The organism is Flavobacterium sp. M31R6 (genome assembly GCF_013284035.1).
In the GTDB taxonomy this organism is placed as follows: domain Bacteria; phylum Bacteroidota; class Bacteroidia; order Flavobacteriales; family Flavobacteriaceae; genus Flavobacterium.
On sequence record NZ_CP054141.1, the window covers coordinates 3,316,524 to 3,331,664 of the forward strand.

The 15,141-nt window shown below is 34.4% G+C and carries 9 protein-coding genes and 1 other RNA gene; 6 read left to right on the forward strand and 4 right to left on the reverse strand.

Features of this window, described 5'->3' with window-relative positions; genetic code table 11:
- Positions 1-12: 12 nt before the first annotated feature.
- Both HQN62_RS13635 and HQN62_RS13640 read right to left on the reverse strand, forming a co-directional pair.
- Complete coding sequence (locus HQN62_RS13635) at positions 13-915, reverse strand: J domain-containing protein (protein WP_173504773.1); 903 nt, start codon at positions 913-915, stop codon at positions 13-15.
- 204 nt (positions 916-1,119) lie between these two features.
- On the reverse strand, positions 1,120-1,809 hold the full coding sequence (locus tag HQN62_RS13640; protein ID WP_116797795.1) for an aspartate/glutamate racemase family protein: 690 nt from the start codon (positions 1,807-1,809) through the stop codon (positions 1,120-1,122).
- Positions 1,810-2,189: 380 nt separating this feature from the next.
- Between HQN62_RS13640 and HQN62_RS13645 the strand changes: the two genes are divergently transcribed.
- The 3 genes from HQN62_RS13645 to fumC all read left to right on the forward strand — a co-directional run bounded on the left by HQN62_RS13645 (position 2,190) and on the right by fumC (position 7,297).
- Positions 2,190-4,901: a M16 family metallopeptidase gene (locus HQN62_RS13645; protein WP_173504774.1), complete on the forward strand. Its 2,712-nt coding sequence runs from the start codon at positions 2,190-2,192 to the stop codon at positions 4,899-4,901.
- A gap of 436 nt (positions 4,902-5,337) precedes the next feature.
- Entirely contained in the window at positions 5,338-5,766 is a 429-nt protein-coding gene (locus tag HQN62_RS13650; RefSeq protein ID WP_116797793.1) for a hypothetical protein, read from the forward strand.
- Positions 5,767-5,911: 145 nt separating this feature from the next.
- Positions 5,912-7,297 (forward strand): class II fumarate hydratase, encoded by a 1,386-nt coding sequence (gene fumC, locus HQN62_RS13655; protein WP_173504775.1) that lies wholly within the window; start codon positions 5,912-5,914, stop codon positions 7,295-7,297.
- 150 nt (positions 7,298-7,447) lie between these two features.
- Here fumC and HQN62_RS13660 read toward each other — a convergent pair whose 3' ends face one another.
- On the reverse strand, positions 7,448-8,650 hold the full coding sequence (locus HQN62_RS13660; protein WP_173504776.1) for an NAD(P)-dependent oxidoreductase: 1,203 nt from the start codon (positions 8,648-8,650) through the stop codon (positions 7,448-7,450).
- 431 nt (positions 8,651-9,081) lie between these two features.
- Here HQN62_RS13660 and HQN62_RS13665 point away from each other — a divergent pair, with 431 nt between their 5' ends.
- Positions 9,082-10,287, forward strand: a complete 1,206-nt coding sequence (locus HQN62_RS13665) for a serine hydrolase domain-containing protein (protein WP_173504777.1) — start codon at positions 9,082-9,084, stop codon at positions 10,285-10,287.
- A gap of 198 nt (positions 10,288-10,485) precedes the next feature.
- Here HQN62_RS13665 and HQN62_RS13670 read toward each other — a convergent pair whose 3' ends face one another.
- Entirely contained in the window at positions 10,486-12,564 is a 2,079-nt protein-coding gene (locus HQN62_RS13670; protein WP_173504778.1) for a GEVED domain-containing protein, read from the reverse strand.
- Positions 12,565-13,059: 495 nt separating this feature from the next.
- Between HQN62_RS13670 and ssrA the strand changes: the two genes are divergently transcribed.
- Both ssrA and HQN62_RS13680 read left to right on the forward strand, forming a co-directional pair.
- Positions 13,060-13,456: a transfer-messenger RNA gene (gene ssrA / locus HQN62_RS13675) on the forward strand.
- Positions 13,457-13,756: 300 nt separating this feature from the next.
- Positions 13,757-15,061 (forward strand): site-specific integrase, encoded by a 1,305-nt coding sequence (locus tag HQN62_RS13680; protein ID WP_173504779.1) that lies wholly within the window; start codon positions 13,757-13,759, stop codon positions 15,059-15,061.
- The last annotated feature ends 80 nt before the right edge of the window (positions 15,062-15,141 follow it).

A 15,141-nucleotide genomic window follows, 5' to 3' on the forward strand; every position in this document is an offset into this window, starting at 1 on the left:
CTAATGGCGATTTCATATCTTTCTAAGCTTAGCTAATTCTGAAAATAATTCTTTTTCTTTTTCGGTAAGGTTTGTGGGTAATATAATTTGATAGGAAATATATAAATCTCCATATTCTCCTTCTTTTTTATACACTGGAAATCCTTTGCCTTTTAGTTTTACTTTGGTGCCATTTTGCGTACCTGGCTTAACGGTTAATTTTACTTTGCCATCAAAAGTATTGGCTGTAATTTCCCCTCCTAAAAGTGCTGTATACAGATCCAAGTCAACAGTAGAGTACAAATTGTGCTTGTCAAGTTTAAAATTGGTGTGATTTTCGATGTTAAAAGTAAGATACAAATCACCTTTTGGGCCTCCATTGGCCCCTTCTCCACCCTGTCCGCTTATTTTTATGACCTGACCGTTTTCAACACCGGCAGGAATAGTTAGCCGTATATTTTTTCCATTGATTGTAAGGGTACGTTTGTGCGTGGCATAAACGTCTTTTAAGTCCAAATTCAATTCGGCATTAAAATCCTGACCTTTAAACGCAGCGGTTCTGCGACTTCCTCTTTGTCCTCCGCCGCCAAACATCGATTCAAAAAAATCAGAATAGTCACCACCGCCAGAAAACCCGCCAAAACCCCCTTGTTGACCTCCGGCATTTTGATATTGCTGTTGCTGTTGTCTGGCTTTTTCATATTCCTCACCGTGTTGCCAGTTTTCGCCATACTGATCGTATTTTTTTCGGTTTTCAGGATTACTTAATACCTCGTTGGCTTCATTTAGTTCTTTGAATTTTCTCTCGGCTTCTTTGTCGTTGGGATTTAGATCAGGATGGTATTTACGTGCCAATTTTCGATACGCTTTTTTGATATCCGCTTCTGATGCGCTTTTATCAATCTCCAATACTTTGTAATAGTCTATAAATGCCATTTTACTATAATTTTAGGATACAATAACCTATTTTAAAATCAAAAGGAATCCACTTCAGCTTTTATAAAAAAATGAATATTTCACTCTCAAATTTAAGCATTTTCTTTAATTTAAACTATGATAAAATGTTTTATTAGAGCAAATTACACAAAAACAAAAAAAGCCCTAAAGAAGGCTTTTAGAACAATTCAAAATCGAGAAAAATTAACTCAAAGCAAATGCAACAGCTGCATTGGAATGAATCATAGCAGTGTCAAAAACAGGCACCTGAACTTCTTCTTGCTTTACCAATAATGGAATTTCTGTACAACCCAAAATAATTCCTTGGGCCCCGTTATTTATAAGTTTTTCAATAATAGAAAGATATCTTGCCTTCGTACTTTCCAGAATTAATCCTTTTCCCAATTCATTAAAAATAGTATCGTGTATAAAATCTCTGTCGTCAGCTTCAGGTATTATTGTTTCAATATCAAGAGCGGATAATTTGTCTTTAAAAAAATCCAATTCCATCGTAAACTTTGTTCCAAGAAGACCCACTTTTTTAAAATTGCCTTTTTGGATTTCCTTGGCAGTTTCGGTGGCAATATGAATTAATGGTAAATCGACACTCTCCTGAATTCGATCAGCAATAAGATGCATTGTATTGGCACAAAGAATAATCGCTTCGGCACCACAGTTTTTTAAATTTTGACATGCTTTTGACAACATATTGAATGTCGAATCCCAGTCGTTGTTTTCATTATTCCTTTTGATATCATCATAATTAAAAGAATAAATCATGCACTCGGCAAAATTAACTCCGCCTAACTCTTTATTGATTCCCTCATTTATAAACTTATAATAATCTGCCGTTGACACCCAACTTATACCACCTATGAGTCCTAATTTTTTCATCCTTTTATTCTTTGTTTTTATTTCGCCAATCAAATCTATTAAACCATGGATTAAAAATACGGATATAAACCAGAAAAATAACTACTTAATGCTATCTGTATAATAAAACTATATTTTTCTTAGCTTAATTTTTAATATTACTTATTTTGGTCAAAATTCAAATAAGAAACCAACTAAAAACCATCGGTGTTAAAACGATAAATCAAGGAAAACATCCATTTACTGCAATGAACTGGGATTGTTCCAATTAAAATTTTAAAAAATAATATCAAAATACTATAAATAGTAGAAAAGCTTTCTTAAAATTATCAAAACAAATGATTATCCTTTCATAAAAAAATATATTTTTACAATATAAACTTACAATTAAACTTTAAAAAATGAAAAAATTAATTCTTGCCATGTTGTTTGTTGCCTTTTGGGCTGCAAATTCCTTTTCCCAAGAAGCTACTTTTGTCACTTCGGTAGAAGGCATAAAAGAATATAGCTTACCCAATGGAATGAAAATTTTGCTAATCCCGGACGCTGCACAATCAAATGTGATTGTGAATATTGTTTATGGTGTTGGTTCACGTCACGAAGGATATGGTGAATCTGGAATGGCCCATTTGCTGGAACATATGTTATTCAAACGCTCCTCAAAGTTTACGGACATCAAAAAAACAATTGCCGATAAAGGGGCACAAGCCAATGGTACAACCTATTATGACCGTACCAACTATTATGAAATTCTACCGGCAACAGATGAAAATCTAAAATGGGCCTTAGACATGGAATCGGACAGAATGATAACTTCTGCCATACTGCAATCCGATTTGGACAAGGAGTTTAGTGTAGTTCGAAATGAGTTTGAAATAGGAGAAAATGATCCTTCTGGAGTATTAAACGAACGTATTCTCTCTACTGCTTATTTGTGGCATAATTATGGAAAATCAACCATTGGAAGTAAAGAAGATATAGAGCGTGTTCCTGCAAGTCGTCTAAAAGTATTTTATCAAAAATATTACCAACCCAATAATGCCACATTAATTATAGGTGGAAAATTTGATGAGAAAAAAACGCTTTCCTGGATTAAAGAATACTTTGCTCCAATACCAAAATCAAAAAACGAAATTGAAAAAACATATACTGTAGAACCAGCTCAAGACGGTGAACGATTTGTTGAATTAAAAAGAAATGGTGATCTTCAATACATTGCTATGGCTTATCACACTCCCAGTTATTCAGACAAAGAATTTGCTGCCAATAATGCGTTAATCTCAATATTGACCAATAACCCTTCTGGTATTTTGTATAAAACTTTAGTGGAAACTAAATTATCGACTAATGTTTATGGATATACCTTGACATTAAAAGATCCAGCATTCAGTTATTTTGCCTGTGAAATTGCAAAAGATAAAGACATAAACACGGTGCAAAAAGCCTTTTTGGAAACTATGAATAATGTTCCTAAAATGACTTTTACGGAGGATGACCTTAAACGTGCCAAAAATGAATTGCTAAAACAATTTGAAAACACATATAACAAAACACTGAACTTATCGATTGCTATGACAGAATTCATCGGAGCTGGTGATTGGCGTTTATTTTTTATAGATAGAGACAATATCGAAGCTTTGACAGTTGCCGACATTCAAAACGCTGCCAAAAAATACTATTTGCAAAGCAACAGAACTTGGGGACGTTTTATTCCCGAAGCAACTAGCGAAAGAACTAAAGTTAGCGACACTAAAGATATAGCGGCTCTTGTAAATGGATACAAAGGAAAAGTAATGGAGGCAAATACCAATACCTTTGAAGCCTCTGTTGCCAATATTATAAAATCCACTGAAGAAGGAAAATTAGCATCAGGTGGAAAATATGCATTATTGGAGAAACCTGCCAAAGGAAATAAAATTGAAGCCCGTATATTGTTGAGAATGGGAGATGAAAAATCATTGAGCCAAAAATCAATGATTGCCAATTTAACAGCAAACATGTTAAAATTAGGAACTAAAACCAGAACCAAAAAAGACATTAACGACCAACTTGACCAATATAAAATAAACTTAAGTGTAGTGGGATCTGTTGATGGTTTATATGTAAGAATCAGTACGGATAAAACCAACTTAAACAATGCTTTAAACTTGGTACAGGACATTTTGAGAAACCCTTCTTTTGATGTTACTGAATTTGAAAAATTGAAACTGGAATCCAAAAGCGGATTGGAATCCAACAGAAATGAACCTCAAGCTGTTGCAACTCAAGAACTGACAAAAATAACTGCTTTGTACCCAAAAACCCATCCTTATTACTCGGAAACAATTGATGAAAGCCTGGCTACCTTAGACAAAATCACTATTGAAGACCTTAAGAACTTTTATGCTACCTTTTATGGCGGATCTAACAGTATATCTTCCTTTGTAGGAGGCATTGATAAAGATGCCATTAAAAAATTCTTGAGCAGCACTTTTGACAACTGGAACCCGAAAATTGCATACAAAAGAATTCCAACGCAATATTTTGATGTAAAATCAAATGATAAAACCATCCAAATTAATGACAAAACGAATGCCATTTTATTTGGAAAAATAAATTTGAATATTGGTAAAAAAAATCCAGATTATCCTGCTTTAGAAATGGCAAATGAGTTATTGGGTGGCGGTGCTTTCCTTTCATCCAGAATTCCGCAACGTTTACGTGAAACTGAAGGTTTGAGCTATGGCGCTGGTTCTTATGTACAAGCAAATGCTATTGATCCTACATCAGAATGGGGAATTTATGCTTTTTATAATCCAACAATGAAGGATAAATTGACAACAGCCCTTAATGAAGAAATCCAAAAAGCAATCAGCAAAGGGTTCACCAAAGAAGAATTTGACAGTTCCTTAAAATCTTGGTTGCAAAATAGACAAACAATGCTTGGAACTGATGAGTTCTTGGTTCGTGAACTAAGAGAAAACATGGATTCAGGTCAAACTTTCAAAGACTATGAAGATTTTGAAACTAAAATTAAAAACTTAGATGTTCAAAAAGTAAATACTGCTTTAGTCAAATATTTTGATCCAAAAAAACTAGTGATTGTTCAAGCTGGAGATTTTGTTAAAAAATAATTTTTTGTTACTAAAAAACTAAAGTTCTAAGTTAAACAAAGAAGCTTTAGCCTAGCAAAATTTAAATCGGAAAAAGGTGTTGATTGCTCAACACCTTTTTTTTGTCACTATTTTTTTTCTGATTTAACCCTAAAACCAAACATTCCATTATTATTTATGGCAAGCCACTTATCCTTTATTTAAAAACTGACACTATGAACTTTAAAAAAATATAAACTCAACAAAACTAAAACAAATCCCAATTAACAATCTAAAATCAGCACTATTTCGTAACTTTATAAGCCCGATTCTTTTCCTAAAAAATATCTTTTCATTTCAAAAAATAGTAGTAATAATTCAATTTTTAAATCTGCTAATCGCTGTTAAAAAATATTTTTTTACCCTCTAAATAGTAAAGTTCTAACTTAAGTTCATTTTAATTTTAAAAAACAAAGTCATGAAAAAACAAACTGGCATCTGGATTGATTCATCAAAAGCAATTATTGTTACTCTTGATGGTGGAAAGCAAAGGGTATCAAAAATCGAATCTGATTTGGAAAATAAAATATACCATCAAAAAGAAGGAAGCAAAGGATCCTTCAATGGTAGTCATCATGGTAGCGATGAAACTAAATTTGAAGAAAGAAGAAAAAATGAAACCAATCATTTTCTAAAAAGCATTCTATCGCATATCAAATTAGTCGATGAACTGTATATTTTTGGACCTGCTGAAACAAAAATAAAATTAGAACAAAAAATAAATTCCGATAAATCATTCGATGCGAGCAAACTAAAATTAGTTGAAACGGCAGAAAACAACATGACCACTAATCAAATCGTAGCCAAAATAAAAAAATTCTATCATTTAACCCACATTCCAAATTAAAAACATATTACATCAGCTCTTGTTTTATCAAATTATCCAGTATCCTATAAAAAAACTAATGTGGTTTACTTCTGAATTAAAAAAGGATAAGATCTGTCATACAAGGTAACCTCATTATTCTACTAAAAAACAATAAGAAATCGAAATGAAATATAGAATCGAGAAAGACACTATGGGCGAAGTCCAAGTCCCCTCAGACAGATACTGGGGAGCACAAACTGAACGCTCCCGAAACAATTTCAAGATTGGGTCGCCGGCATCCATGCCAAAAGCTATAATTGAAGGTTTTGCCTACCTCAAAAAAGCAGCCGCCTATACCAATTGTGAATTGGGTGTTTTACACGTCGAGAAACGAGATTACATTGCTTTGGTTTGTGATGAAATTCTGGCTGGACAACTTTCTGAGGAATTTCCGCTTGTGATTTGGCAAACGGGTTCTGGTACGCAAAGCAACATGAATGTCAACGAAGTAATTGCCAATCGTGCTCAGGTACTTAAAAGATTAAGCATTACAGAAGATGAGCCTTTTATCAAAGCCAATGATGATGTCAATAAATCGCAATCGTCCAATGATACTTTTCCAACCGCAATGCATATTGCAGCCTATAAAACAATAGTGGAAAATACTATTCCGAATGTCGAAAAATTAAGAGATACACTTCACAAAAAGGCAACTCAATTTCATTCCGTAGTCAAAATTGGCCGTACCCATTTGATGGATGCCACTCCCCTTACTTTGGGACAAGAAATTTCGGGTTATGTGGCGCAATTGCATAATGGTTTGAAAGCGGTTAAGAACACATTGGGACACTTATCCCAAATCGCTTTGGGAGGAACTGCTGTGGGTACAGGATTGAATACACCAAAAGGATATGACATAAAAGTTGCTGAATATATCACCCAATTTACGGGGCATCCTTTTGTCACTGCACCCAATAAATTTGAAGCGCTGGCAGCTCACGATGCCATTGTAGAAACCCACGGCGCACTCAAACAATTGGCCGTTTCTTTAAATAAAATTGCTAATGATATCCGAATGTTAGCTTCAGGGCCACGCTCTGGAATTGGTGAAATAATGATACCCGAAAACGAACCAGGCTCTTCTATCATGCCTGGAAAAGTAAACCCAACACAATGCGAGGCGCTGACCATGGTTTGTGCCCAAGTGATAGGAAATGATATGGCCATTACCGTAGGCGGTATGCAAGGTCAATATGAATTGAATGTTTTCAAACCGATGATGGCTGCCAACTTTCTGCAATCGGCGGAATTGCTGGGTGACGCTTGTCATTCATTCGACATACATTGTGCTCAAGGAATTGAACCAAACTACAAACGTATTCAAGAATTGGTCAATAATTCATTGATGCTGGTTACGGCTCTGAATACTAAAATTGGCTATTATAAATCGGCTGAAATTGCCCAAACGGCACACAAAAATGGCACCACCCTCAAAGAAGAGGCTGTGAGGCTAGGATATGTGACTCCCGAAGAATTTGATGAATGGGTAAAACCGGAGGATATGGTTTGAGAAGGATTCTTAGATTGCAGATTTTAGACTTCAGAATTTTGAATTTACCGAAATCCATACCCATTTAAGCCTAGTAAAGAAAAACCTGCAAATCGACAATTTGCAGGTTTTTCTATTACAATTATATTTTTGGGGAATTAGTCATTAACTTTATTTTCCATCAACATAATCTTGTAAATAACTAAAACGCTCGGTTAGTTTTCCCTTTTCGGTCATTTTGGCTCGTTTAAGTATACCGTCTTTATCTCCGTTAAAAAAGGCAGGAATAACGTGTTCTGAAAACATTTCGCCAAAACCTTCACTGGCGTCTTTTGGCAATTCGCAAGGCAAATTATCTACCGCCATAACAACAATTGCAGCAGGATGAAAAACATCTACTTCTTTGTTTTCGCTAGGCAAATAACCGTATAAAGGTTCTGCAATGGTCGAAGAACGCAACGTACAAGCTACAGGTCCGTTGACATCACAGGAAACATCAGCCACAACTTTTATCTTGCAATCATTTGCCTGAAGCATTTCTCGACTCAAGATTACAGGAGCTCCGTTGCCATAAAAATGACCCGCAATGTAAATATCTGAAACTTTGGTGAATCGTTCAAAATCAGAAAGATATTCCGAAGGATTTTCGTGAAAATCAATATAATCAAGTACTTGACCGTCTTTTCTTTTATTATAATCCAAAACATCTATTTGAGTGTACACTGCTTGGGTGTAATTTTTAGTCAAATAATTATCTGGTGTGACTTCTTTGATTTTCATGGCATCCAAAATTTCTTTGGCACCATTTCCCACTTTTCCAGTTCCTGTTACCACAATTTTTAAAGGAGGCAAAACCAATCTTCTTAAATGGGCAATCAATGCATCTTTGCCTGAAAGCGTTTCGGCTTTTGGCATTTTAAACAATTCAAATTTTAAACCGAACGCACGGAAAGCATTGTAAGTGCCCACAATTCCGGCATATCTTCCAAAACCTATTAATCTACGATTGTGTGAATCTATAATGGTTTCATGGTCATACAAGTCAATATTTTTCTCCAAAATAGCTTGCAACAGCTTTCTGTTATACGGTTGTTTTTTAATCGTATGTGAAAAAAAGAAATAGGCTTTATTAGGAATCAAGTTCTCAACCGGTACTTCTTTTACCCCAAAAAGAACGTCACAATCACTTACATCATTGGCAACTTCAATTCCCATGCTTTGGTATTGGGCATCGGTAAAAATACGAATATCCGAGCTTTCTACTTTTATAGTACAATCATGATACAGTTGCTTTATTTTTGCCAATTCATTGGGTGAGAAAACAACTCTTCTATCGGGTGGATTTTTCCTTTCTTTTATGATTCCGAACTTCATTTCGACTATTTTAAAAAATTATAAATATAACTTTATCGACTTTATTTGTTACAAACATAACAATTTATTTTAAAACAAAATATATTTATATGATTAATTACAAAAGTCGATAAAAGTAGTCTAAACAATCCGTTTGGGCAAAGTCGTGGGCTAAATAAGTCCTTTTGCACGAACTTATTTTGTGGCTGACGCAATAGATTCTACATTTCAAGTACTTTTTTTCAATCTTTATAGGTACTATTTCTAACTACTATCTATTCTCTTATCAAGAATAATGCTATTAAATTCCAATCAATAATTAAATAGAATTTGTTTTCTTATTCTGAGCATCAGCCAAATAAAAATTGCTTTCAAAAAAAAGTTAAATTTTAAAAAAAACTATAATCCAAAAGTATTTGTTTCTATATATTTGCTTTTTTAGTACCACGAAAATGAATTATACAAAAAAGGCGATTATACTAAATTTACTGCTCCTAAACGTAATAGTGAGCTCCTGTAAAAAAGACACTAAACAGATAGAAAAAGCGGAATTAAAAGATGCCGATCTTCCGAAAAATGTATTGCCAAAAATGAAACCTTTGGTGAATGAAACGAAACTCACCGCTGATTATATAGCCGAAAAACATAGACAAATAGATTCTTTTTACAATAGAAACTGGCCTAATAACAGTATGAATGGTGGTTTTCTTGTTGCCAAAAATGGTCAGATTATCTACGAAAAATATGAAGGCTATGCCAACCTAAGGGACAAAACTCCCATAACGAGCACTACTCCTATTCATATCGCATCAGTGAGTAAAGTACTTACGGCTACGGCTGTTCTAAAATTGGTCAATGCCAAAAGAATTGACCTTGATCAAAAAGTCACTGATTTCCTTAAAGAATTTCCCTATCCGGATGTTACAGTAAGAATGCTATTAGACCATAGAAGTGGTATGCGCAGTTATGCCTATTTTACGGATCGCGATAAAAGTGTTTGGGACAGGCACAATACGTTGACCAACCAAGACATATTGACCATAATGGGAACCAAAAATATTGGGTTGGAACAAAGAACGGGTACCCGATTTGCCTATTGCAATACTAATTATGCGATGCTGGCTCTAATTATCGAAAAAGTAACCAAGATGTCTTATAGAGATGCAATGGCTGAAATCATTTTCAAACCACTAGGGATGACCAATACTTTTGTCCTGGATTTTGACAAAGACAAACATAACGTAGCTCCATCGTATAAAGCCAATAGGGTAGAAATTGGGATTGATTATCTTGACAAAATCTATGGCGATAAGAACATCTACTCCACTCCCCGCGACTTATTGAAATTTGACAGAGCAAGGAATTCACCATCGTTTTTGGAACCTGAATTATTGGCACAAGTGTATACTGGGTACAGCAACGAACGAAAAGGAACCAAAAATTACGGATTGGGTATTCGAATGATCAATTGGGAAAATGGGAAAAATTTCTATTTTCATAACGGTTGGTGGCACGGTTTTACATCGTCGTACATTCCTTTAAAAGACGAAAATGTAACTATAATTGCTTTGTCCAATAAATTTACAAGAAACACTTATGCGGTTCGAAAACTCTCTGTGATATTTGGTGATTATCCATTTAAAGTGGCAGATGAATAAAGATATTTTAGATTGCAGATTTTAGAATTTAGAAAAAAGAGAATAGAAAACAGGTAATAGATTACAGAATGCAAGTTACCGATTGTAAATTGTAGATGGAATATAGATTTTTGATTTGCCAATAATTTCAAAACGGAACAATTCTGATAAAAAAAACTCCAAAAATATTTTGGAGTTTTTTGCTACATACATAAATCACTAATTGACTATTATTAATTTAGTAGTTGAAATCTCGTTGGATTTAATCACTTTTACAACATATTGACCATTGCTTAATCCGGCGGTATTGTTTCTGAATCGGTTTTCTCCAGCAGTAGCATCAATTACAAAAGATTTTTCTTCTCGCCCTTGAATGTTGTATACTTTTACGGTTACTTTTTCATTTACTTCACTACTAAACGAAATATTAAAATCTTCTCTAGCCGGATTTGGATATATTTCAATTTTAGCTGGAAGTTTTTTTACTCCATCATTTGAATCGGCAAGAATTTTACCTGCTTGAGACGCCATTTTTGCTGTAGACGAAATATTCAAAGTATAATCCTCTGTTTCTCCATAATTATAAGTACCACAAGGAGAATTGATAGAGTTATAACTCACTATAATTCGCATTCTAATGGAACCTGTTACCGCTGTTGTTGGAACAGTAATACTGGGGCTCAAAGTCGCACTACTGAATATTGAATACACTTCTTCGCCGGAATCTGTAAATAAACCATTGTTATTGTAATCAATATAAACTTTCCAATACAAACTTCTTGTAGCGCTATATCCAGGTGTTAATGTCAAAGTTTTGGACACTCCTTTAGTAATTGCAGTAGATTGAGTTGTAAAATCGGCATAACCTCCATTATCATTACTTAAATTATTTATAGTTCCAAAAACAACTTTCTTAATCCATTCACTGGATGAACTATTCCCCTTGGAAGTACAATAACTTACTGTAGAACCTCCAGTTGTTGTGAATGTAGATGTTCCTGATGTAGAAGCTCCTGACGTACAATTTCCAACAATTTCAACATTATAAGCAGTACCTAATGCAAGTCCAGTAAGCGATACGGAAGTAGCAGTTGTATTTGACAATGTTGTCCAAGTTGAAGCTGCGGCCGTTTTGTAACGAACGGTATAGTTTGTCGCAGCTGTAGCTGTCCAAGAGACCGTTGCACTTATATTAGTAATTGCACTTGTAGTTATTCCAGAGGGAGTTGCACAGGAATTCCCACTAGGCGGAGTTCCCCCAAGTGTTTCTGTCAAAGTTCCATTAATCACTTTAATATTTCCCCAAGCGGCATTGGATCCTGAAGTTGTAATCCAATTATGTAAATCGAAAGAAGTTGTCCCGGTTGGGTCTCCGGCAATCTTAACAATTTTAACCCCTTTTCCGCTATTATTCCAAGTTAAAGGCGAACCCGAAGTTACGGTTTCAGGAGTTGAATTGGATTCTATTTGATAAAAATAAGCAAAGTTAGTTGTTGCAGGAGCGAATATTTTGGCAATCCCGTTTTGATCAATACAAACCGCAGCATTCTCATAAATACCAATCCCTTTGGCATTCAATCCAGCCCCTTGATCTTTCCACATTCTAGCTAAAAAAGTAGTTTGACGTCCTCTTCTATCTGGATTATCATAATGAGTATCAGTAATAACATTGTTTAAAATGGGATGGCTTATAAAATCATTAACCCCAATTGTTACACCCGAATTATACGGATTTGCAAGAGCATCTGCAGAAAGAACACTAGTAGTGGCGGCAGTAAAATAATACTTTCCTTGAATAGCACATCCTGCACTTGATCCTCCTACTGGTACTTTCTTAGTGTTAATCAAATAATTTATAGCATCTTCAACAGGAGTATCTTTCCAATAAGAAATATAATCATATTGATTTCCTCCAGCAATAAATAAAGCTTCAGCATTTCTAATTTTAGTAGCAATTTCGGCAAGACTTGCTTTAGCTCTTGTATCTATTAATATTGTTTCTACTGAGTTAAGAGTAACTCCTAATTGAGAATAGAAATAATCATTATGACCATTTGCACCACTAGCACGAATAACAACCACATCGCCTCCACCAGCTTTGCCTAAAAACCAACGAAAAGCATTATCATTCGATTCTTTACCTCCATCAAGAAGAACTCCTCCTGTAGTTGTCGTCACTTTATCTGTAGTACTACCTACTTTCCAACTTGTGTATGTTTGTGCTTGAACACTTATTCCTAAACAAAAAACAAAGAGAACACGGAACCAACCTTTTTTAGTAAAATATTTTTTTTTCATAGTATTTTGGTTTTAGTTAAATAATTCACACAATATTAAGGAATAAAAAATAAATATGATTTTTTTATCTTAATATTTAAGTCAAATTATATATTTTTTATCATACTAATAAGAAATAACAACAAAATACCCCCTGAAATGCAATATTAACAGAATTAAACTTCTTTTTAAATCAATAACTTAACGACTCATAATCAAAATTTTACAAATAACCCTTTATTTAACAACAATTAAACTTATTTACAGTCTATTTTAAACAAAATAACCAACAAACAACGCCATAAAAAGTCAAAATAGAATATGGCTGAATTTTAATACCTTCCATTTCAAAGTGGATATACAATTTAATTAACAGAAAGGATTGTAGCTTTTTGAAACTTACCATTGAAATATTGAAATTGACATTCGGAATTCCTTTGAATTTATACTAACTTTGCAAAATATTCTATTTAAATATTGGCTTCAAAATCTAATATCATAAATCTAAAATTAAATGGGGTCGACTGGTTTTGACAGCAAGTCGAATTGGAAAGTAAGCACGTCGAGAACTGGGACAATTCTCGTAAATAAAAGGTCTCAAACATTTTACACGGCGAAGGAAACTACGCTCTTGCTGCATAATCTGAATCATAGTAAGATTAGCCTCGTCCTACCAGGTAGGAAAGCAGGATTCATCTCGAAAGCTTTGGTTTATAGCGGTCGATTAAGGTGAATCGTAAATTTAAACCTAGATTTTCACAAGCTTCGGGTGGATTTCGAAATTAAAGAAGCTAAGCAAAGAGCGGTTGTTCCTGACCTAACTCCAAGTCGAAAATTCATTCAGGAAATAAGCGTGTAGAAAGCTCTTTGGTTGCTTGTTTGGACCCGGGTTCGATTCCCGGCGATTCCACTGGGACCGTTTAAAGCCAACTTTTCAAAGTTGCCAAAAACGCACAAAATGTCTCGAAACCCTATAAAAGCCTGCAAATTTAAAAATTTGCAAGCTTTTTTATTTTTCCTGCAACTATCAAAATTTTCAAAAGTGCTCCAAATATTTATGGCAATTTTGTGGCATTTTAGTACTGGAGCAAAAAGTGCCACAAAATTGCCATAAAAAAGAACTTAAGTAACTGAATTACAACATGTAAAACAGGTTAACGACTTGACTAAAGAACATCATAATTCTATATTTATTAACTTAAAAAATTGAATTATGTTAGAAAGCAGCTTTGGGCTTTGTTTCTTTTTGAAAACAACCAAAAACAAATCAAACAGCAGATATATTTATCTGAGAGTAACAGTAGATGGAATACCTAAAGAGACATCTACTAAAAGGACATGGGACATTCAAAGGTGGGATCAAAAAACAGAAAGAGCAACGGGAAATAAGGAAGATGCCAAGACTCTAAATCATTTTCTTGATGCTCTAACCACTCGGATCAACCAATTTAAAATGGATTTAATTTACAACGAAAAATCGATTTCAGCGCAGCGGATTATTGATTTTGTATTGGGAAGGATAGTTTCAAAAGCAATGCTTCTTCAAGAATTTAAAAAGCATAATGACGAAATGTTAGCATTGGTACCTCAAGATTATGCTCTAGCAACACACAAACGCTATGAGACAGCAAGATTTCATGCCAGAGAATTTGTGAAATACAAATACGCGACGGAGGATATTGAATTCAGGGACTTAGATTATGATTTTATTATCAGCTATGAATTATATCTAAAAACCGTACGAAATTGTGTAAATAACTCTGCCTTAAAATATATTGCCTGCATGAAAAAGATCATAAACAGGGCAATTGATAAAGATATAATTGTTCAGGATCCTTTCAGAGCATTCAAACGTAAAATGACAAAAACTGTAAAAAGACCACTTACCGCGAGTGAACTGCGCACGCTCGAACAGGTCAGTATTACAACTACAAGACTCCAAACAGTTCGTGATATCTTTGTCTTTCAGTGCTATACTGGTCTGGCTTATATTGACGCATACCAACTTCGGAAAACAGATATAAAAATAGGTATAGATGGAGCGCAATGGATAATGTCCGAAAGACAAAAGACTGGTTCTGTGACCAATGTTCCATTACTTCCCAAAGCCCTCGAAATAATAGAAAAGTACAAAGAACATCCGCTCTGCCTTTCGAGGAATACTGTCCTACCCGTCGCATCTAATCAAAAAATGAATGCATATCTTAAAGAAATAGCCGATCTTTGTGGGTTTACTTGCGAATTGAACACACATAAAGCCAGACGTACTTTTGGTAGCACAGTTACTCTTAATAATGATGTGCCAATTTCCGTAGTAAAAGAGATGCTGGGGCACCAGTCAATCCGCCAGACTGAATTGTATGCAATTACCACTGAGCAAACAATTGGCAGGGAAATGAATAACTTGAGTAGCAAGCTGCGTAAAGTCAACCCAACCATACATGATGAAGCAATGTCTATGATCTCGAAACTGGAAAAAGAATTACAAAAACTTAAAGAACAATTTGGGATTAAATAAACTAAAAAAACAACCTTAGCAATTAGAATGCACCCAAAAGTTTGGACGAAATTATAATTAATTTTGATAATAATGAGCTC

Coding starts and splice junctions, on each gene's coding strand:
- HQN62_RS13635 (WP_173504773.1), bottom strand. CDS start 915: ATGGCATTTATAGACTATTACAAAGTATTGGAGATTGATAAAAGCGCA.
- HQN62_RS13640 (WP_116797795.1), bottom strand. CDS start 1,809: ATGAAAAAATTAGGACTCATAGGTGGTATAAGTTGGGTGTCAACGGCA.
- HQN62_RS13645 (WP_173504774.1), top strand. CDS start 2,190: ATGAAAAAATTAATTCTTGCCATGTTGTTTGTTGCCTTTTGGGCTGCA.
- HQN62_RS13650 (WP_116797793.1), top strand. CDS start 5,338: ATGAAAAAACAAACTGGCATCTGGATTGATTCATCAAAAGCAATTATT.
- fumC (WP_173504775.1), top strand. CDS start 5,912: ATGAAATATAGAATCGAGAAAGACACTATGGGCGAAGTCCAAGTCCCC.
- HQN62_RS13660 (WP_173504776.1), bottom strand. CDS start 8,650: ATGAAGTTCGGAATCATAAAAGAAAGGAAAAATCCACCCGATAGAAGA.
- HQN62_RS13665 (WP_173504777.1), top strand. CDS start 9,082: ATGAATTATACAAAAAAGGCGATTATACTAAATTTACTGCTCCTAAAC.
- HQN62_RS13670 (WP_173504778.1), bottom strand. CDS start 12,564: ATGAAAAAAAAATATTTTACTAAAAAAGGTTGGTTCCGTGTTCTCTTT.
- HQN62_RS13680 (WP_173504779.1), top strand. CDS start 13,757: ATGTTAGAAAGCAGCTTTGGGCTTTGTTTCTTTTTGAAAACAACCAAA.